The sequence below is a fragment of the Bacillus sp. 05T22 genome (assembly GCF_056396765.1).
Window position 1 is genome coordinate 1 of the sequence record NZ_JBFTMC010000005.1, and the last position, 19,242, is coordinate 19,242.

Annotated in this window: 17 protein-coding genes and 3 pseudogenes; 7 read left to right on the forward strand and 13 right to left on the reverse strand. The window is 34.6% G+C overall.

Going from position 1 to position 19,242, the window contains the following annotated elements; genetic code table 11:
• The 10 genes from ccsA to AC1DIT_RS02855 all read right to left on the reverse strand — a co-directional run.
• Positions 1-663: cytochrome c biogenesis protein CcsA (ccsA, locus tag AC1DIT_RS02810; protein WP_476998048.1), on the reverse strand; the 663-nt coding region annotated here is incomplete at its 3' end.
• 14 nt (positions 664-677) lie between these two features.
• Positions 678-2,303 (reverse strand): cytochrome c biogenesis ResB family protein, encoded by a 1,626-nt coding sequence (locus tag AC1DIT_RS02815; RefSeq protein ID WP_033671058.1) that lies wholly within the window; start codon positions 2,301-2,303, stop codon positions 678-680.
• 149 nt (positions 2,304-2,452) lie between these two features.
• Positions 2,453-2,974 (reverse strand): thiol-disulfide oxidoreductase ResA, encoded by a 522-nt coding sequence (gene resA / locus AC1DIT_RS02820; protein WP_016114061.1) that lies wholly within the window; start codon positions 2,972-2,974, stop codon positions 2,453-2,455.
• A gap of 186 nt (positions 2,975-3,160) precedes the next feature.
• The gene (gene rluB, locus AC1DIT_RS02825) at positions 3,161-3,889 is read right to left on the reverse strand and encodes a 23S rRNA pseudouridine(2605) synthase RluB (protein WP_016114060.1); all 729 of its coding nucleotides are present in this window, start codon (positions 3,887-3,889) and stop codon (positions 3,161-3,163) included.
• A 288-nt stretch (positions 3,890-4,177) separates the two neighbouring features.
• Positions 4,178-4,708, reverse strand: a complete 531-nt coding sequence (gene spmB / locus AC1DIT_RS02830) for a spore maturation protein SpmB (protein WP_476998049.1) — start codon at positions 4,706-4,708, stop codon at positions 4,178-4,180.
• Entirely contained in the window at positions 4,705-5,301 is a 597-nt protein-coding gene (gene spmA, locus AC1DIT_RS02835; RefSeq protein ID WP_016114058.1) for a spore maturation protein SpmA, read from the reverse strand. Before spmA ends, spmB begins: the two co-directional genes overlap by 4 nt.
• Entirely contained in the window at positions 5,294-6,415 is a 1,122-nt protein-coding gene (locus AC1DIT_RS02840) for a D-alanyl-D-alanine carboxypeptidase family protein (protein ID WP_016114057.1), read from the reverse strand. Before AC1DIT_RS02840 ends, spmA begins: the two co-directional genes overlap by 8 nt.
• A gap of 109 nt (positions 6,416-6,524) precedes the next feature.
• Positions 6,525-7,439 (reverse strand): superoxide dismutase, encoded by a 915-nt coding sequence (locus tag AC1DIT_RS02845; RefSeq protein WP_003206588.1) that lies wholly within the window; start codon positions 7,437-7,439, stop codon positions 6,525-6,527.
• 350 nt (positions 7,440-7,789) lie between these two features.
• Positions 7,790-8,281: a DUF3907 family protein gene (locus tag AC1DIT_RS02850; protein WP_016114056.1), complete on the reverse strand. Its 492-nt coding sequence runs from the start codon at positions 8,279-8,281 to the stop codon at positions 7,790-7,792.
• Positions 8,282-8,304: 23 nt separating this feature from the next.
• Entirely contained in the window at positions 8,305-8,694 is a 390-nt protein-coding gene (locus AC1DIT_RS02855; protein WP_016132640.1) for a hypothetical protein, read from the reverse strand.
• A 218-nt stretch (positions 8,695-8,912) separates the two neighbouring features.
• Between AC1DIT_RS02855 and mprF the strand changes: the two are divergent.
• Positions 8,913-11,236: pseudogene (mprF, locus tag AC1DIT_RS02860) on the forward strand (bifunctional lysylphosphatidylglycerol flippase/synthetase MprF).
• Positions 11,237-11,241: 5 nt separating this feature from the next.
• On the opposite strand, the gene AC1DIT_RS02865 reads toward mprF, so the two are convergent.
• Positions 11,242-12,024, reverse strand: a complete 783-nt coding sequence (locus AC1DIT_RS02865; protein WP_033671032.1) for a hypothetical protein — start codon at positions 12,022-12,024, stop codon at positions 11,242-11,244.
• Between the two features lie 583 nt (positions 12,025-12,607).
• Here AC1DIT_RS02865 and deoD point away from each other — a divergent pair.
• The 4 genes and pseudogenes from deoD to AC1DIT_RS02885 all read left to right on the forward strand — a co-directional run bounded on the left by deoD (position 12,608) and on the right by AC1DIT_RS02885 (position 15,992).
• The gene (gene deoD / locus AC1DIT_RS02870; RefSeq protein ID WP_016114052.1) at positions 12,608-13,315 is read left to right on the forward strand and encodes a purine-nucleoside phosphorylase; all 708 of its coding nucleotides are present in this window, start codon (positions 12,608-12,610) and stop codon (positions 13,313-13,315) included.
• A 188-nt stretch (positions 13,316-13,503) separates the two neighbouring features.
• Positions 13,504-15,318 carry a sensor histidine kinase gene (locus tag AC1DIT_RS02875; protein WP_016132638.1) on the forward strand — a complete coding sequence of 605 codons (1,815 nt, stop codon included), beginning with the start codon at positions 13,504-13,506 and terminating at the stop codon, positions 15,316-15,318.
• A 107-nt stretch (positions 15,319-15,425) separates the two neighbouring features.
• A pseudogene (locus AC1DIT_RS02880) lies at positions 15,426-15,683 on the forward strand (site-specific integrase); the annotation flags it as partial.
• 114 nt (positions 15,684-15,797) lie between these two features.
• Positions 15,798-15,992, forward strand: coding sequence for a DUF3924 family protein (locus AC1DIT_RS02885; RefSeq protein ID WP_016114049.1), 195 nt, complete (start codon positions 15,798-15,800; stop codon positions 15,990-15,992).
• 53 nt (positions 15,993-16,045) lie between these two features.
• On the opposite strand, the gene AC1DIT_RS02890 is transcribed toward AC1DIT_RS02885, so the two are convergent.
• Positions 16,046-16,291, reverse strand: a complete 246-nt coding sequence (locus tag AC1DIT_RS02890; RefSeq protein WP_016114048.1) for an oxidoreductase — start codon at positions 16,289-16,291, stop codon at positions 16,046-16,048.
• 36 nt (positions 16,292-16,327) lie between these two features.
• Here AC1DIT_RS02890 and AC1DIT_RS02895 point away from each other — a divergent pair.
• Positions 16,328-16,502: pseudogene (locus tag AC1DIT_RS02895) on the forward strand (winged helix-turn-helix transcriptional regulator).
• 381 nt (positions 16,503-16,883) lie between these two features.
• Here AC1DIT_RS02895 and AC1DIT_RS02900 read toward each other — a convergent pair.
• Positions 16,884-17,729 (reverse strand): DUF72 domain-containing protein, encoded by an 846-nt coding sequence (locus AC1DIT_RS02900; protein WP_016114047.1) that lies wholly within the window; start codon positions 17,727-17,729, stop codon positions 16,884-16,886.
• Positions 17,730-17,864: 135 nt separating this feature from the next.
• Here AC1DIT_RS02900 and AC1DIT_RS02905 point away from each other — a divergent pair, with 135 nt between their 5' ends.
• Positions 17,865-19,118: an ATP-binding protein gene (locus tag AC1DIT_RS02905; protein ID WP_016114046.1), complete on the forward strand. Its 1,254-nt coding sequence runs from the start codon at positions 17,865-17,867 to the stop codon at positions 19,116-19,118.
• Positions 19,119-19,242: the final 124 nt, after the last annotated feature.

Sequence of the window (19,242 nt, forward strand, 5' to 3'; positions counted from 1 at the left end):
GGGTCCAACTAGTGCAGGCAGATTATATTTCATCTCGACTTTTTGTTCATTTTTATCCACCCATTGAAACTTTGCTTCATATTTCGTTGCCGAATAAACTGTTGTTACCGCTATGAATCCGACAGCGCAAACGAGTGTAAACACAACTGTTTCTAACCAAAATGTCCGTTTCGTCCTTTTTGACTGATCTACATTTTTAAGCAAATATATGACACCTGTAATAAAACTAATTGCTAAAATAGCTTGTCCAGCTGCCGCCGTTGTTACATGAATATGTAGCCAATTACTTTTCAACGATGGAATAAGCGGTGAAATTTCTCTCGGAAACATACTTGCATATGCAATTAATAAAAGGGCTACTGGTAAAGCGAATAGTCCGACTATACTTACACGATACATGAAATACATAACAATAAAAGCACCAACAAGCATCATGCCGAAGAATGTACCAAACTCAAAGAAATTACTTACTGGTGCATGCCCTGAAGCGATCCACCTTGTTACAAAGTATACAGTTTGAGCGACAAATCCTAAAATCGTTATAGTTATACCTACATTCGCCCACTTCCGCCCTTTTTCTTTAATTGCTCCTCCAAAGAACAGTGTTGCAATTAAATATAAGATGAAAGCCGCAAATAGAAAATTACTACTTATTTGCACCATATATTCTCCCCGCCTTAACTATTTTTTTGATCATTCACTTTGTCATATGGCTGTGGAATTGTTGTTCCTTCAAGTACTTTCTCAATATCTTTCCGCAAACCAAACCAGTTTTTATTTGTATGGCCAGCAATCCACCATTCATCTTTAACACGTTGTATCCAGATACGACGATGATTCCAATACATCCCTTGAATCACACCAACCATGAAAATAAATCCTCCGATTCCAAGAATCCACAGTGTCAAATCTTTTCTTACAATAAGCCCTGTTGCATTTCGCATTTCTACTCCTGCAAAGGTCATTTTATATTGATTGTTTCCTTCAGGTTCTATGTTTTGTTGTATACCTACAAAACTCACTTCCCCTTCTGGCGTCTCTGGTGTAAACATTTTAAAAACAAAAGCTGGGTTATTTGGAATCTTTGTTTTTGTATTCGGCTGACCATTCTCATCAAAATAAAAATCAGGAAAATAACTTAATAATTTTATAGAATACCCATCTCCTAAATCGTATGTTTCTTTTGGATTTTCCAAGTTAACTTTAATGGGGTTCCATTTTTGCTGATTGTCTTTTTTCTGTAAAGAAAAAGACATACTACCAAATTCATTTTCTTTAAAATCTAGTTGATATAGAGCAAACTGATCAAATTTTAACGGTTCATTCACCTTAATTTTAGATTCCTTTACCTTTTCTAACTTTGGTTTTTGTCCAGCTAAATTTTCGCCTACAGCTTTATACAACACAGCATTCGTTTGGTAATTTTTAGCGATCATTTTGTCGCCTACACGCTCAATCGCATCATTAAATACTTTATCATCTTTGCTCTTGTCATAAACTTCTTTTATAAATTTCTCGTTCTTCAAATAATATTTCCCATCAGTTCCTGGGATCTCTTTTGTTTCCCCATCACGTAGCCACAGCGCTTCATCCACATACATACTTGGAAGAAAACGTAGCATTGCTCCGAATAGAAAAATGATAAGACCGATATGATTCACATATGGACCCCAGCGAGAGAATCTTCCTTTTTCCGCTAAAATATTTTCGCCTTCGACTCTTACATTGTAATTTTTTTTCTTTAAATTGGCTTGAATCTGTTCTAGATCCCCCTCTTTCGGAGAGCCTGTCCCATACAATCGTTGTCTCTTTAAAAAACTTGGGTGTCTTTTTACACCCTGCTTTTTTAAAGCTTTATAAAGCGGAATTACACGATCTAAACTACATATCACAAGTGACACACCAATCGACGCAATTAAAATTATATACCACCATGAGCTATATAATTTATTAAAACCCAATTGGTAATATAGTTGTCCAAGAAAACCATATTCCTGTTCATAATATTCACTTGGTGTAACACCTGGAGGTATATACATTTCTTGCGGAAATATGGTTCCAACTGCTGATGTTAATAGAGTGATAACAATGAGCCATATCCCCACCTTTACGGAAGAAAAAAAACTCCACACTTTATCTACTATCGTTCTCGTATGAGTAAGAGAGCGCCGGGCACTCCCCTCATATCGCATATCTAATAACCTCGTATCTTCCTTGTTTTCAAAAGGTTTCCCGCAAGCTTCACAAAAAATTGTGCCTATTGGATTTACATGTCCACATTCACACTTTATCTGTTCCAATATTCTCACCGCCTCTTGTTTCTATTTATCATTGTATCTTCCAAGTGTAAGTTACCGCAATACTCAGAATTTTCAAGAGAGGTACTAAGACGAAGCAAAGCACCTTCATCTATCAAACTCTTTTACTATTCGTTATGTAAAGGCTTTCTTTACTAAGGAGTAATTTTCTTTAAATATTCCTCCATTTGTTCCTTTGTTTGTGTACCAGTAATTTTCTCGATTACATTTCCTTCTTTATCAATTAAAAATGTTGTTGGCAGTGGACCAACGCCATATGTACCAATTATTTCTTGCCCTTTATCAATTGCAACAGGGAACTTTAATCCATATTGATTCACAAAATTTTTCACCGCAATATTCGTTTCATCTGCATCTAATGCGATGATTTCAACGCCTTTTTCTTTATATTTAGGATATAATTCATTCATATAAGGCATCTCTTTTTCACATGGTTTGCACCACGTTCCCCAAAAATTTAAAAATACACCTTTTCCTTTCAGGTCATTTAGCTCGATTTTTTTTCCTTCTAAATCTGAAACAACAAAGTTAGGTGCTTTTTTCCCGATTTGCATTTTTTCCTTATCAACAAAAAAACCTTGATAAAGTGTGAATCCTACTGCCACGCTTAAAATAAGCAAAATGAGAATGCGAAATAGTAAGCGATTCTTCTTCATACTCTCTCCCCTCTCTTTGATGAATTTATATGTAAAAAATTTCTGTAACTACTAACTTGTCCTTTACTTCAAGCATTTGTTTATTTTAATATATATGCCTCCATAATCACTCACCAAAACGATCGGTTCAACTAATCATCCATAGGGGATAAAATCCCCCCACGGATGGAAGTTTCACTTTACCACTTATCTCGGTTTTGTAGAAGCAAGCGCACGTAATTGTTTTACTTCATGAGGTGATAACTCTCTTGCATCACCAGGGCGTAGACTTCCTGCTTCTAAGAAAGCATAACGTTCACGTTTTAATTTCATTACTTTACAGCCAAGCGCTTCAAACATACGACGAACTTGACGATTACGTCCTTCATGGATCGTTAATTGTACAATAGCCATCTCTTTACGCTTATCCCAAGAAAGGATTTTCACACGTGCTGGTGCTGTCTTTCCATCTTCTAATACAACACCTTTTTCTAACATGCGAATTTTCTCTCCTGTTAATGGGCCTTTTACTTTTGCAACATATGTTTTCTCAACTTTATATTTTGGATGCATCAATATGTTTGCAAAATCACCATCGTTTGTCATAAGGAGTACGCCAGACGTATCATAGTCTAAACGACCAATTGGGAATAGGCGCTGTCTGATTTCAGGGAAAAAGTCTGTAACAACTTTTCTTCCTTTGTCATCTGATACGCTCGAAATTACGCCAGTTGGTTTATATAGTAAGAAATAAATTGGTTCTTCTTTTTCAAGAGGGATATTATTTACTTCTACTTTATCTTGAGGAGTTACCTTCGTCCCTAACTCAGTCACTACTTTACCGTTAACTTTAACTTTTCCTTGCTGAATAAGTTCTTCAGCTTTTCTTCTTGATGCAATTCCTGCTTGCGCAATCACTTTTTGTAATCGTTCCATTTCCACTATTCACCTCAAATTTATCTTACCTTCATTAGAAGGAGTTGGCAACCGCCAGAACATATAGCAGCCAGCCTAACATATCGTAAACAACATAGCTATGTTTCTAAACTTATAAAGGCCGAATTCGGTTTCAATTCTTTATTATTGTTTACCCTCATATAGTTGTTCACAACAAAAGTTCATTATTTTGTCAAAAATATTCCACAAAAAAACCACTATTAAGCCTACCCTTAATAGTGGTCGTATACGTATTATAAGCGAATTGACTCAAAAAATGAATACCGATTACTGAAACAATAAAGAAACAAACACAATAGAACAAATAATCCCAATTAAATCTGCAAACAACCCTACCTTTAAAGCATCACCCATTCTACGAATACCAACAGCTCCAAAGTACACTGTTAAAATATAAAACGTTGTATCTGTACTTCCTTGCATTGTAGAAGCGAGCCTACCAATAAATGAATCTGGTCCATATGTAGCAATTAAATCTGTAGTAATACTTAATCCTGCCGAACCAGAAATGGGGCGTATGAGCGCAAGTGGTACAATTTCTGCTGGCACGTGAATCATATCCAACATTGGCTTCATTACAGAAATCATGGCATCTAAAGCCCCAKATGCCCTGAAAATAGAAATGGATACGAGCATCCCCACCATAAATGGTAAAATAGAAATAGCAATTTGGATTCCTTCTTTCCCACCTTCTACAAATGATTCGTACGTTGGAACTTTTTTTATCGTGCCATATAATAGAATAAAACCAATCACACAAGGTATCACCCATAATGAAATTGTATTAACAATACTCATTTTTTCCGCCCCTTTCTACTCCGTCTGCGGTAAAAATAGCGGTCAATCCAAATAGCCCCAATCATCGATAGTACTTGTGCAATAAACGTGACACCAACAATTTCAGTCGGATTCGCCGATTCATACGTCATTCGGATTGAAATCACAGTAGTCGGTATCAATGTAATTGCGGATGTATTCAAAGCTAAAAATGTCACCATAGAACGACTTGCTGAATCCTTTCCTCCATTCAGTTCCTTAAGTTGTTCCATCGCTTTAATACCAAGTGGCGTCGCTGCATTTCCTAACCCAAAAAAGTTTGCCATCATATTTGACAAAATAAATCCCATCGAAGGATGATCCTTTGGTACTTCTGGAAACAATCTTTTTACAACTGGCATAAAAAATGAGACTAATTTCTTTAATAAGCCCGCTTCTTCAGCAATCTTCATTAACCCTAGCCAAAAGACTAAAACACTAATCAGCCCAATACAAATGGTTACTGCATCTTTTGACCCTTCAAAGACTGCTTTATTCACTTCCTCCATCGTTCCGTTTATCATCGCATATACAATCCCAATAACCGCCATCGCCACCCATACGAGGTTAACCATCTGTTCCAACACCTAACATATGAGAGAAGATTTCTATCACATCATTCCAATATACTCCAGTTGTAGCAACCAACTTTCGCTTACTATAAAACAAATTACGTTCCCCTACTTTTTCTTCATTAATATAAACTATTGTCTTACCGACTTTCTCTCCATCTACTAATTTTGCACTCCTATCAAGTTCAACCTTTAGCATAACCTGTTTCTTCTCATCTTTCGTTAGCGGTATAGCGAAATCATTTTTTATATAAACATGATTTGTATACTTCTTTTCCTGCAGGCCAGAGAGCGCTCCTTGCCCTAGAACCTTCGTTAACTCATATTGCTTAAACCCTTGATCAAACAAATACATATGGTCGTCCCAATCATTAGACGCATTAAGTGTTACTACAATTAAATCTAATCCATCTTTCGAAGCTGTTGTAACAAGTGTACGCCCTGCTTTTTTTGTAAATCCCGTCTTGCCTCCTGTTGCAAATTCATAATAAGAAGTTACAAGTTTATGCTTGTTTTTCCATGGATAATCCCACATTTTCGATTGATATGTTTTTGTTCCGAAAATTTTTCGAAACGTTTCATTTCCCATTGCATAACGTGTTAAAAGTGCCATATCATATGCAGACGAATAGTGCGTTCCATCCCCATCTAGACCATGTGGATTTGAAAAATGTGTATCTTTCATTCCTATTTGTTTCGCCTTTTCGTTCATCAAATAAACAAACCCCTCTATGCTTCCCCCAACATTTTCAGCAATTGCTTGTGCTGCATCATTACCGGAACGAAGCATTAAACCATAAACTAAATCCTCTAGCGGTACTTTTTTTCCAGGTTGTAAATAAATTGCCGACCCCTCTACTCGAACAGCCTTATCGCTAATAGGTACAGCTTCTTTCATTTTCCCTGATTCGGCAGCGAGTAAGGCAGTCATAATTTTCGTGATGCTAGCAATTTTTTGTGATTCATGTTCTAACTTTCCATATAACACACGTCCTGAATGTTCTTCCATCAATATGGCATTATGGGCGCTTACATCATTCATTTGTGCATATGTATGAATCGGTATAACACTTGCACACATTATAATAAGKGCAATGACAATCCAAGTTCGTCTCATATTTCCCCACGTCCTTTTGGCACTTTTTGTACAAGTGTATGCTTGGCCCCTTAAAATATGAACGAAATATTCTTTTCTATACCAGCAAAAAAGACGCACAAATATGCGTCTAATACGGTGTCCACTCAAGCTGTTTCGCACTTTCAAATCGCTTTTCCACATCGGACCAATTTACAACATTCCACCAATTTTTAATGTACTCATCTTTCCGATTTTGGTATTGCAAATAATATGCATGTTCCCATACATCAAGCACAAGTAACGGTATCGTATCCCACTGTGTGAATAATTGATGAAGGGTACTTTGTAAAATTTCTAATCTTCCCGAACGAGGTACCCACACAAGAATAGCCCAGCCAGATCCTTCTACCTTCGATGCAGCTTCTGTAAAATGCTTTTGAAAACGTAAAAAACCCCCAAAATCTTTCTCGATTTCTCGAGATAATGCACCTCTTGGACTTCCCCCTCCATCTTTTTTCATGTTATTCCAAAATATCGTGTGCAAATAATGACCTGAACCGTGAAAAGCCGCTTCTCTTTCCCAATGCTTGATTAAATCAAACTTATTTGTTTTCCTTGCTTCTTCCATCATTTTTTCTGCTTTATTCAGCCCTTCCACATAACTCCGATGATGTTTATCATGATGTAGCATCATAATCTCTCGAGAAATATATGGTTCCAGCGCATTATATGGATAGGGTAACGGAGGAAGCGTGTGACCCCCAATTGGAACAGATCGCTCAGTATACGTTCTTTCATATAACTCATATTGCTCATTTTCTTGCATAAATACTTCTTGTAAATGATTCTGAATGTGTTCCACATCATCACTTATCTCATACAGGAATTCAGCATCTGTTTCATACTCATTTTCTTTCATACGGTCTAATAGCATTTGAATTTTATAAGCAAGCATATGGACGTCATAAACTTCAGTTGCACGACTATCTAATACGTGAAGAACGCTTTCACACCAATTTTCTACTTCATGAAAATAATCCGTAAATACACCTTGCTGATTCATACGACACCTCCTCTATGCTATCCACTTTAACTATATTCAGCGCCCGCATCGTATATACCGTACAAAACAGCAAAAGAAGCTAGTCTTTCTCTAGCTTCTTTGAGTATTCTCTAATACTTATATAAAACATATACTAGAGCTATTTATCCCTACAATCAAAGACAGTAATTCCCTCATCTTATTATATACATTCATTTTAATTCCCCAACATATAAGTCGCGGCTATGAAAATAAAAAGGAACCCCTACTTACTTTCTCCTTTTGTTCTCACTTCGCATGGGGCTGAAAAAGGATCTGACCACTTCTATCCATGGCCGGATCCCCTCTCACACCTAAAGAAAATGGTTTTATTAATACTTGTGTAACATCTTTGTTTGATAGTCCGTTTCGTAATATTCCAGCTCCTCACGCATTGTTTGAAACTTCCCTTCTAATTCTTGCATTACTTTTTCAATTGAGCTAGGCGGTATTTGTTGAAAAGCAATGGAATTTTTCCCTGTATATGCCGAGCGACTATTTTCATACCACTGATCACTTTTTGGCGAAAAGAATTCAGCAATTACTTGATGATAGATCTTATATAATGTTCTCTCAGCAGCCGTTTTTCGAAATGGTTGACTACTCAATAAAACAAGGCACGCATCCAAGCCTTCTTCACAAAATACAAGGAGTCGTCTTAATGATGATAATAAACCTTCATAATAATGTTTATTCCCTTCTGGTGACTCTTCTAATAAAGAAGGTAATGTATGATAATTAACAAAATCAGTCATTAAAGTAATCACTTCTTCTAAAAATTCAGAAACTTGATGCGTTTGATTTTCAACCATTGAGTTAGACATATCCTTTTCTCTCCTTTTCCATTTTACGCTATTTCTACCTTTTTATTTTTATGTAACTCAGCCATTATGTCTTGTACTTTTACCACTGTTTTATCATCAAAATATTTTTGAAAATCTTCTATCCTGTTAATATATACACGCTTTTGCCCACGAAATTCTTTATTTTTAATAAAACAAGCTAGAGCAACAATATCTCGTAAATATATGTCTTGTTCTTCTATTTTAAAAACTGGATTTCCTTCAAACGGAGTAATTTCTTGTAAAATTTCTTCAAAATAACGGACATATAATACAGAAAATGTTTTTTCTTGTTCACCCAAAATATAAGTTACTTCGGATCGATTAAAGAAATCTTCTGATGTATTAGGTTGTGCTTTTTCTAGCTCATGGCCTGCGTAACCTACTATAACCATCCGCTTTCCCTCTCTTCCTTATTTCGTTCTATTTTAACTCAGTTTTCTGAATAAATAAAATTTTAATTTATTATTAATTCTTATCAAAAAATCTATAATATTTCTATATTTATATAAAAAATAGTTTTTATATCCTGCAATTTACCTTTTTATTTTTCATGAAGTTTGTCATAATAAGAATATTGTCTCAGTTTTCTTATGCAAGGAGAGTTGTATTTATGTCGTTTTCGTGGAAACGTTTCTTACAAATTGGAAAAATTATTTTCCCATTTGTTGTCTTGACCATTGTATTCTTTCAAGCTCGGAAAGAATTGTCAGGTATTTCATTTCGAGAAGCAATTGAAACAATTAAAAACATTCCGACTGGAGGAGTCTTTTTAGCTATTACGCTCGGTGCGTTTGCTGTTTCAACAATGTTCTTTTATGACTTTGTTATGCTTCGCTATTTAAAAGCAGATGTACCTGTTCAAAAGATTTTCCGTGTTTCTTGGATTGCTAACACCTTAAATGGATTTATCGGTTTTGGTGGACTTGTTGGAGCAGGTATACGGACAATGTTATATCGGCCCCACGTAAAAGAGAATGGTAAACTTATCAAAAGCATCGCTTGGATGACAACTGCTTTTATAAATGGATTATCCCTTCTCTCATTCCTCGGTCTTATAGGAATACTAGATACAAGTTTTATTTTACATGAAAAACCTTGGCTATGGCCTGTCCTCATCTTTTTTGCTCTTTTTGTACCGCTATATATTGGATTTTCCAAAATTAAAAATCGAAAAAAGCAATACATAGAAGGACAAGAAGAAACCAAAGAGAAGAACCCAACCGTTCTATATTCACTTGTTTCATTAGTGGAATGGCTTTCTGCCGGCATCGTCATGTATGTTATTTTAATATTATTTGGAATTGACATCGATTTCCGGAAATTTTTAGGGGTTTATGTTATTGCAGCATTAGCAGGGGTTGTTAGTCTTGTACCCGGTGGTCTTGGTTCCTTTGACCTTGTCTTTTTAACTGGATTAGGACAATACGGTATCGATACAGGCGTATTATTACCTGCCATGTTATTATACCGCCTCGTATACTATATTTTACCATTTTGTCTGGGGTTAATTTTTGCCGCTTTTGAAATGACCGGAGCTGCCCTAAAAAAGATTGAAGATAAACCATTTATTGCACCTGCCTTAGAAACAACAGGTGTCATTTGGACATTACAACGTGATTTTTTAGGAAAGCTAGGTCCATGGGCATCAGCTGCTTTAACAGTCTTTACCGGCCTAATGGTCATCTTATCGACCATTTTACCGACGAGTATAAATCGTTCTCACGCATTACACATTTTAGCTCCAAAACATCTTATTCAATTTTCTTTTAGCTTATCATTAACATTTGGAATTCTGCTCCTTATTCTATCAAGAGGTATTTATTATGGAACAAAACGTTCCTACTATATGACTATTGTTTCTTTAATTGGAGCAGCCATTTTTAATACACTGAAAGGAATCGATATTGAAGAAACCTTTATTTTACTAATCGTGCTAGCCGTATTATATATGCTTCGCAAAAGATTTGTACGTGAAAAAATGGAAATTTCGCTTTCCGATGTAGTAAAAGTATTTATATTTTCACTACTAACATTATACTTGTATAAAAACTTAGGCATCCTATTCGCAGGAGCAAAAGAAGCTTTCAAGCCAGATTTTGTCGTTCGTAATATTACACAAGTAAAGAGAAGTGCACTTGCAGCTGCTTTCTTTGTTCCAACCTTTTTACTCATCGGTTCTCTTATCGCGAATCGCTATCGTAGTGTATTCCCTGAGCAATCAGCAAACGATAAACGTCTGCAAAACTTCTTAGATGAATATGGCGGAAATGTACTAAGTCATTTAGGTTTTTTAGGAGATAAACAATTCTTCTTCAGTAGTGATGGAAAAGCACTTCTTTTATTTTCAACAACAGGAAAACGACTTGTTGTACTCGGCGATCCAATTGGGGATCCGTCTTCTTTTCGTAACGTACTGCAAGAATTTTTAGCTGAAGCGGATCGATTTGGATATATTTGCGTTTTCTATCAAATTGAAAGCAAATGGATGAGTTTATACCATGATTTTGGCTATAACTTCTTTAAACTTGGTGAAGAAGCTGTTGTTGATTTAAATACATTTACTATATCAGGGAAAAAGCGTGCTGGATTACGTGCAACTTTTAACCGTTTTGAACGTGAAGGTTATACCTTTTCCATTCATCAACCACCATTTTCAGACGAGTTATATGAAGAATTTAAAAATGTTTCAGACGCTTGGCTTGGGGGAAAAAAAGAAAAAGGCTTTTCTCTTGGATACTTTGATCGTGAGTATATAAGTCGCGCCCCTATTGCAACTACGTTCGTTATACATATAGTTTTAGTGGTTTACGGCATTTTAAAGAAAAATATAAACCGGCGTGGAGTGGAAAATATTTAGCATTCCGGAAAAATCATTCCTTGCCAATTACAATGCTTGCCGTAACAAAATTAATAGGAAAACGAAAAAGCAGCTAGTATCACTAGCTGCTTTTTCGTTTCTGAACTTGGAGTATAAACTCTTTTTCATACTTTTTTCCGTTTATATAAAATGTTCCCCATATTTTATAYGTCCCTTCCTCTGGGAATGTAATACGATATTGCAATTGCTCTTCTTCATTTACAGGGACTGCATATAAAAAATGTTCTCGTTTTTCATCGATTATATAAAGCGTCGCTTGTTCTCCAGTATTGGAATTAAATTTCACACTTTCTCCTTTTTTTATTTGCAGCTGAAATGTCAATGTAGCTGCTTCATTTGGATGTAGCGCTCCAAATAAAAGCGACATTTGGTAATCACCAAGTTTTTTGGTGAGCACTGTATCTTCTATTAAATTCTTTTGTTTCTTCTCTTTTTCCTCTTCCCCAAAATTCTTCCTAGAAAAGAACTGTTCTGTTTTACCATGATCCTCATATAAGAAAATCGTATATGCTTTATCTTTCGTTTCGCCTGAGGATAGCTTATATGAACCATTTCCAGCAAATGCAGGAGTGATTCGCTGAATTCCCTTTAACTGCTCGTCCACGATAATAGCTCTAATACGATCATTAACTCCACGAATTTCGTTGTTATTTTTATTAAACAGTTGAAATGTAATATCTATTTTTTCATTTCCCTTTCTATTTTTTATATCCCATTTTACCTCTCGAATGTCCCCTGCTGTTTCTGTCGTTCCTTTATACTTCTGCATGTAAAATCCACCAGCCACAATAAATAGTAACGCAATTAGCCCAATGACAAGATTTTTCAAACAATCACCTGCCATACTTTTTTTATAAATTGTAACATAATTCTGACTATTACACCTATAAAAAGAACATCGCTACATCTTCTTTCTACATATGTCCAGTTTGATTTTCCAACATATAAGTAGTTGCTATGAAGAATAAAAGGTGACCGCTACTTATTTTCTCTCTTTGTTTTCACTTGGCATGGGGCAGGAAGAGGGTCTGACCGCTTCTATGCATGGTCGAATGCTCTCTCCTACCTAAAAAGAAAGGGTTTATATCGGTTTTTCAACTTGTTTTTATATATTTCTTTTTTACAAAAACCCGCTATGTAATAAAGTGAAACTTTAATCAGTGGGGGTTTTCTTCATCCCCCACTGATTATTAGCCTTCACCAATCGGGCTTTTACGGGCAGTTGATCCCCCACCCACCTTCCTTGTTTCTCTCTGAATCTTGAGGTGGGGGTCTTACTGCCCGTTAATGCGGGATAAATAACAAACTATTGAAAACGTTGTATTTTGTATATACTACAAATAAGAAAAAGATTTTAATTGGCAGGATTCCTAGTGTATAATGCAGATGATGTTAATTTATATCTATACATAACGAGGAGGATTTTTATGAGCGTTCATATTGAAGCAAAACAAGGTGAAATTGCTGAATCTATTTTACTACCTGGCGATCCACTACGTGCAAAATATATTGCAGAAACATTTTTAGAGGATGTAACTTGCTATAACAATGTACGTGGTATGTTAGGATTCACTGGAACTTATAAAGGAAAACGTGTCTCTGTTCAAGGGACAGGCATGGGTGTTCCTTCTATTTCTATTTATGTTAACGAATTAATCCAAAGCTATGGAGTGAAAAATTTAATTCGCGTAGGTACATGTGGAGCGATTCAAAAAGATGTAAAAGTACGTGACGTAATTATCGCAATGACGGCTTGCACAGACTCTAACATGAACCGTTTAACATTCCCTGGATTTGATTTTGCGCCAGCTGCGAACTTTGATCTTTTAAAGAAAGCATATGATGCAGGAACAGAAAAAGGACTACACATTCGTGTTGGTAATGTATTAACGGCAGATGTATTCTATCGTGAAAGCATGGACATGGTGAAAAAACTTGGTGAATACGGTGTATTAGCTGTAGAAATGGAAACAACTGCTCTTTATACATTAGCAGCGAAGTACGGTGTAAATGCATTATCTGTATTAACAGTAAGTGATCACATCTTTACTGGAGAAGAAACAACATCTGAAGAGCGTCAAACTACATTTAATGAAATGATTGAAATCGCTTTAGACGCGGCAATTCAATCATAATGTACAAAAGAACTTGTCATACGTCTGGCGAGTTCTTTTTTATTGTTTTCTAAATTAAATAATTACTTTATATGACTTTTTATAAAAAACAACTCCAGATAGAAAAAGATTTTCGGTCCCTACTTTCTTTTATCGTTTGTTATAATAAAGAAAATATTTATGCGAATATTCTTTTATGAGGTGAAGAAGTGAAAAAAAGAAGTATTGTCTTTAAACTATTTTTATTAACATCAACATTATTTACTGTTACCTTCCTCCTTTTTTTCATTGGGCAATCATTGTTTTTAGAAACATTTTATATTAATAAGAAGGTTCAAACTGTCCAAACTGCCTTTGAAAAGTTTTTATCAAGTTATGAAAAGAGTGGGGGAACATTTGAGGAAATAAGAAAGCTCAAACAAGAATTTCACGAAAAAACAAACGCTGACGTCGTTTTATTAGATCCAAATGGAATTATAAAAGATGAAAATAATTACTATATTGAGATTGTAGATAAATCAAATAAATCGTATTCCATTCCACTCAACAATATTTTAACAATCGATGAATATACGAAGTTTATGAATTTACAGTTAAAAAGTGATGATTTTATTCAGATAGAAGGAATTTTAAAAAAAGATGTAATTATACCTGTTACGATTACGACTCGTTATAATACATGGCAAAATGATAACATCATGTCTGACTTTAAATTATTCAATATTGATTGGACAAACGCTAAGAAAAATAGATATGCAAAAGACACAAGACTTGGCGACCATACATTTCAAGGGATTGTATCCAAAATACACCTTCCTTCCAAAAACGACCTTCGTCTTGCAAATAATTTAGAGACATTACGAGGAATTCAGCATTGGGAACTATCTGTAATGCTAGGTAAAACAAATTCAAATGAATTGACAACATTTACAATCGGAGAAGAGGAGAATGGAAAAAGTCAAATTTTTGTAAAGCCAGTTATCGAAAAAGGTGAAATTAAAGAATTTGCTTTTACGATGACCTCCTTACAGCCTGTTAATGAAGCAATGCTCGTTTTAAAAGATTATTACGTTTATGCCTTAATTGTCGTATTTCTCGTCATTATTTTATTATCCTTTTATTATTCAAAAATCATTGTTAAACCGCTTATTAAAATGAACCGCGTCACAAAAAAAATGGCTAATTTTGATTTCACCGAAAAGTTACCCGTTTCAGTAGATGACGAAATTGGCGGTTTATCTAGTAGTATTAATACATTATCAGTAAACTTAAAAGATCGAATAGATCGATTAAACGTTGCGAATACAAAATTACAGCAAGATATCGAACGAGAACGCCAATTAGAAAAAACTAGAAAAGAATTTATTTCTGGCGTATCTCATGAATTAAAAACACCACTGAGTGTTATTAGAAGCTTTGCAGAAGGTATTAAAGATGGCGTCAGCAAAGATAACACATACTATACGGATGTTATTTTAGAAGAAACAGAAAACATGAATCGACTCATCGTAGAAATGCTAGAATTAGCAAAACTAGAATCTGGCACGTATAAACTAGAAATGAATACTTTTTCACTTGGTGAACTTGTCCAACAAGTGTATACGAAGCTATTATTTAGTGTGGAAGAAAAACAATTACAAGTAGAAATCGATGCAAATCCCTCTATATATGTTGAAGCAAATCGCAATCGCATTGAGCAAGTTGTTGTGAATTTACTCAGCAATGCAATTCGCTATACACCTGATGGTAAAGAAATTCGTATTCGTGTCATAGAAAATGAAGAAAAAGTAAAAGTGGAAATTGAGAACACCGGTAATCCAATCCCAGAGAAAAGTTTACAAAAAATATGGGATCGCTTCTATCGTCTAGACGCTTCCCGTAGCCGCCATACTGGAGGAACTGGACTTGGTTTATCAATTGTAAAAAACATTTTGGAACTTCACCATGCCAAATATGGTGTATATAACACCAATGATAGTGTCGTCTTTTATTTTGATTTACAAAAAATAAAAGAAGTCAAATAATTTGTCTTAATTTCACGAGGAGTTCACATGAAATTCACACTCTCCCTTTATAGTAGTAAACAAGTTAATCCTTTCCTTTACACATATAAAAGAGGAGAGTGCGTGAAATGAAACAAGTAGGACAACCTATTCAAAACGAAAAACAATTAGAAAAAATCAAAAATATACTTTTACAATCTTCGAAACGCGATGGCTTATTATTCGTATTAGCTGTAAATTCCGGTCTAAAAGTAAGCGAGATTTTACAATTAAAAGTCGGTGATGTCATCGATGAAAACGAAAATGTTCGTCACTCCATTTTATTTTACAATGAAAAAGTAAAAAAACATAAATGGTTCGCTGTAAACGAAGACCTACAACAGTCTTATACATAAAAAAGGTTACCAGCTTTAAACTTGGTAACCTTTTTTATGTTTCATTTTCTCTTTTCTTGTTTCTCCTATTTTGTAGTGGTACTCTAGTAATAAGGGGGAGAAATTATGAACACACTAACAATTGAATTACCAAAAGAAACAGCAGAAAAACTCGGCTTATTAAAACAAGCGTATCAAAAGAAAACAGGTGCTACAATCTCAGAAAGCACTCTTGTTCAATCACTTATCTCAAGGGAGTTTATTCAAGAAATAACTCCATTTGATTTACAACAATATGTAAATAAAAAAGAACAGCGCTAAGCGCTGTTCTTTTTTATAAACCATACAACTTTAAGCTTTGTTTTAAATACACATTAAGCGTACCAATACTTCTTATATACACCAGGACCATCTATTTCAACTTTTAAACTTTTCGATGCGTTGACGCTCCAAAATGGATTTACTAATAAAGGCCTTCCGATCGCTATTAAGTCTGCACGTTGATTCCTTAATATTTCTTCAGCTTGTTTACCACTTTCAATTAAACCAACAGCTGTCGTCTTACTATTTACTTCATGACGAATTTTATCTACGAAAGGTACTTGATAGCCTGGATACACATTAGGTGCTTCTAACAAAGTCCCTTTGATTACACAATGTCCATTATCGGCGGGAAGTGGAAAATAAAATGTTAAGTTCTCAACTAAGTGAATTAGAATGCAGTGGTATCGTGAAAAGGAAAGAATATCCTCAATCCCTTCAAAAGTTGAATATTCTTTAACCGCAAAAGGAATGACACTAATGCCAATTTTAGCGGCAATGTGTAACTGAGGAATCGTGAATCGATAGGACGGCTCACTTTGAAACGACTGTTAGCAATCGTTTCAATATGTTTAACTTATTTATTCCACTATGTTAGCTTAATAAGAAAAGAAAAAACCTGCATATTTACCATAAAGTTTGATGCATTTTTTTAATAACAATCAAACTTTATTCAAAACCCACATCAGGCTATTTCCACATAAAAATCAAGTTTTTTATTTTATTTACGAAAAAAACGTTGACAATGATAATGATAACCATTATCATTTATTATGAAGCCAACAATTGATGAATCAACCAAACGCTCAGTAACATTGTTACCCCTCTTTTTCATATAGAAAAACACTGTACATTCCCCCTGTTTGTACAGTGTTTTTCTTTTTTTTGCGTTTATTCAAATAAATTGAGTTGTTCTGGTTTTGGTTCGCCGTATGTAATATGCATCATCTCCATGAGTTGTTTTGCATTATCAGCAGCATCCCCGCCTGAATTATTATTAAATAGTACATATATGTTTTTTGTCTTTTTCTGCAATGTATGTAATCGCTCTGTCCATTCTTCTAGCTCTTGTTTATTATAACGATATAAGCAGCGAACTGCTCGCCAATTTTCTCCTTTATCAAGCCATCCATGAATATTACGACCATGAAAGCGTATCAGTGCCATTTCAGGATGAGTTGCTTCTAATACAAGTGGAACAGAACCAATTCCAGCTTGTGGTTCATCACAAATCGTATGAATCCACTTTTCCTGTTCTAAAAATTGTAATGTCTTATCATGCATATTTGGATTAAACCATGTTTGATTTCGAAACTCTATGGCACACGGTAATCCTTCCATTTTTTCTTTTGTATAACGAAGTAAATCTACATTTTTCTTCTGACAATCAAACCAAGGTGGATATTGAAATAATATCGCCTTTAATTTATTTGCCTCTTGAAGTGGAATAATCGATTGTTTAAATATTTCAAACATCTCATCGAAATTGGAAAATGGAATCTCTCCCTGTATATGTCCCGTCATCCCTTGATACGCTTTAACAACAAATGAAAAATCTTTTGGTGTTTCTCCGGCCCATTTCATATAATTCCGAACTGGTTGCATCGCATAAAACGAACTATCTACTTCAACAATAGGAAAATACTCACTATATGTTCGCAATTTATTTCTATTTTCATAGGAATCCATATATAAAGAATCGTGATCTCCCCATCCTGTTAATCCAATAGAAATCACCCTTATCCCTCCTTATCCTATTTTTATCAATCAGTACACACCTAATTAACAAAGTTTCAATCTTCTTCAAGAGCATCCTTATAAAAATATGATATACTAGATGGAAGAATTTTTAAATTGAGGAGTTATTTATTTATGATTCAAGAGGATACTACTTTATCTCATGAAAATCAAATAAAAGAATTAGAAAAGAAAGTACAGTTTTATGAACAGTTGGTGAACCAATTACCACATCATTTTACATACGAAAATTCACAACTAGGTTTACAATTACATAAAAAAGGGACTTCTCATTACATTAATCGCATACCAAAAGAAGATATAGAATCAAACTTTGTACTAACTTGCGATTCCTTATTTCTATTTGAGCAACTTGAAAAACACTTTGTTCATATTTTTGATGCATTTTCGCATCATGTCACCTTTATTGACAATAAAGGCATCATTACATTATGCAATCAATCTGCAGCAGATGATTTGGGAATATCACGAAACGATATAATTGGTCAACCAATTCAAAAGCTATTAAACTTACCTGAAGAAAAAATTAAAGCTTTAGAAACATTAAGGAGCGGAAAAGAGATTTACAACGAAGAGGTGTTAGATACAAATTATGGTATTTCTGACAATCGAATTATCCGTGACTATAATGGAGAAATCTTCCGTGTGATTAGTGTCTTTCATTATTTAAATACCGAACGTGATGCCGAAAAACTTGCATTAGCGGGTCGAATTGCAGCTGGAATTGCACATGAAGTTCGTAATCCACTTACAACAGTACGCGGTTATTTACAATTTTTACAAGAAAGTGTTTCACCTTCTAATAAAGAGCTTTTTCAAAATTTACTCATTCCTGAATTAGATCGTGCCAATAGTATCATCACTAAATTTTTATCTATTTCAAAAGCACACGAATTTAAAAGAGAACCATTTCCCATTAATACTTTTTTACGTGAATATATCCAACAGCTACTAGCTAGTGAAGTATTTTTGCATAACATTTCTATTGAATATAATTTATCCTCCGATTTAGAAGACATATTAGTGAATATTGATCGACATGAGCTCGTTCAAGTTTTCCTAAACTTATTTCAAAATGCTGTGGATGCAAAAAGTGATAAATCTTTGTCCATTCAAATCACTAGTCATCGTTTGGATAATTTTGCTCGCATTACTTTCCAAGACAATGGAACTGGTATTCCTCCAGCGATTCAAGACTATATATTTGATCCATTCTTCTCTACAAAAGATGCAGGAACTGGACTCGGATTATCAGTAACAAGAAAAATCATTCAAAATCACAATGGAACTTTAAAAGTTTCTAGTAATGAAAATGGAACAACATTTATCATCTCAATTCCATTAGCACAAAAAGGGGCGGGCTTATAGCATATCCCTAAAAATAATCAGTGGGGATGAAGCCCCACTGATATAATTAAATAAATATATTGAAAATATACGATTTATAAACTTTCAGCACACGTCCTTAGTTCTCCGCCAATCCATTCCCCTA

Coding starts and splice junctions, on each gene's coding strand:
- resA (WP_016114061.1), bottom strand. CDS start 2,974: ATGAAGAAGAATCGCTTACTATTTCGCATTCTCATTTTGCTTATTTTA.
- rluB (WP_016114060.1), bottom strand. CDS start 3,889: ATGGAACGATTACAAAAAGTGATTGCGCAAGCAGGAATTGCATCAAGA.
- spmA (WP_016114058.1), bottom strand. CDS start 5,301: ATGGTTAACCTCGTATGGGTGGCGATGGCGGTTATTGGGATTGTATAT.
- AC1DIT_RS02845 (WP_003206588.1), bottom strand. CDS start 7,439: ATGAATCAGCAAGGTGTATTTACGGATTATTTTCATGAAGTAGAAAAT.
- AC1DIT_RS02850 (WP_016114056.1), bottom strand. CDS start 8,281: ATGTCTAACTCAATGGTTGAAAATCAAACGCATCAAGTTTCTGAATTT.
- AC1DIT_RS02855 (WP_016132640.1), bottom strand. CDS start 8,694: ATGGTTATAGTAGGTTACGCAGGCCATGAGCTAGAAAAAGCACAACCT.
- deoD (WP_016114052.1), top strand. CDS start 12,608: ATGAGCGTTCATATTGAAGCAAAACAAGGTGAAATTGCTGAATCTATT.
- AC1DIT_RS02885 (WP_016114049.1), top strand. CDS start 15,798: ATGAACACACTAACAATTGAATTACCAAAAGAAACAGCAGAAAAACTC.
- AC1DIT_RS02905 (WP_016114046.1), top strand. CDS start 17,865: ATGATTCAAGAGGATACTACTTTATCTCATGAAAATCAAATAAAAGAA.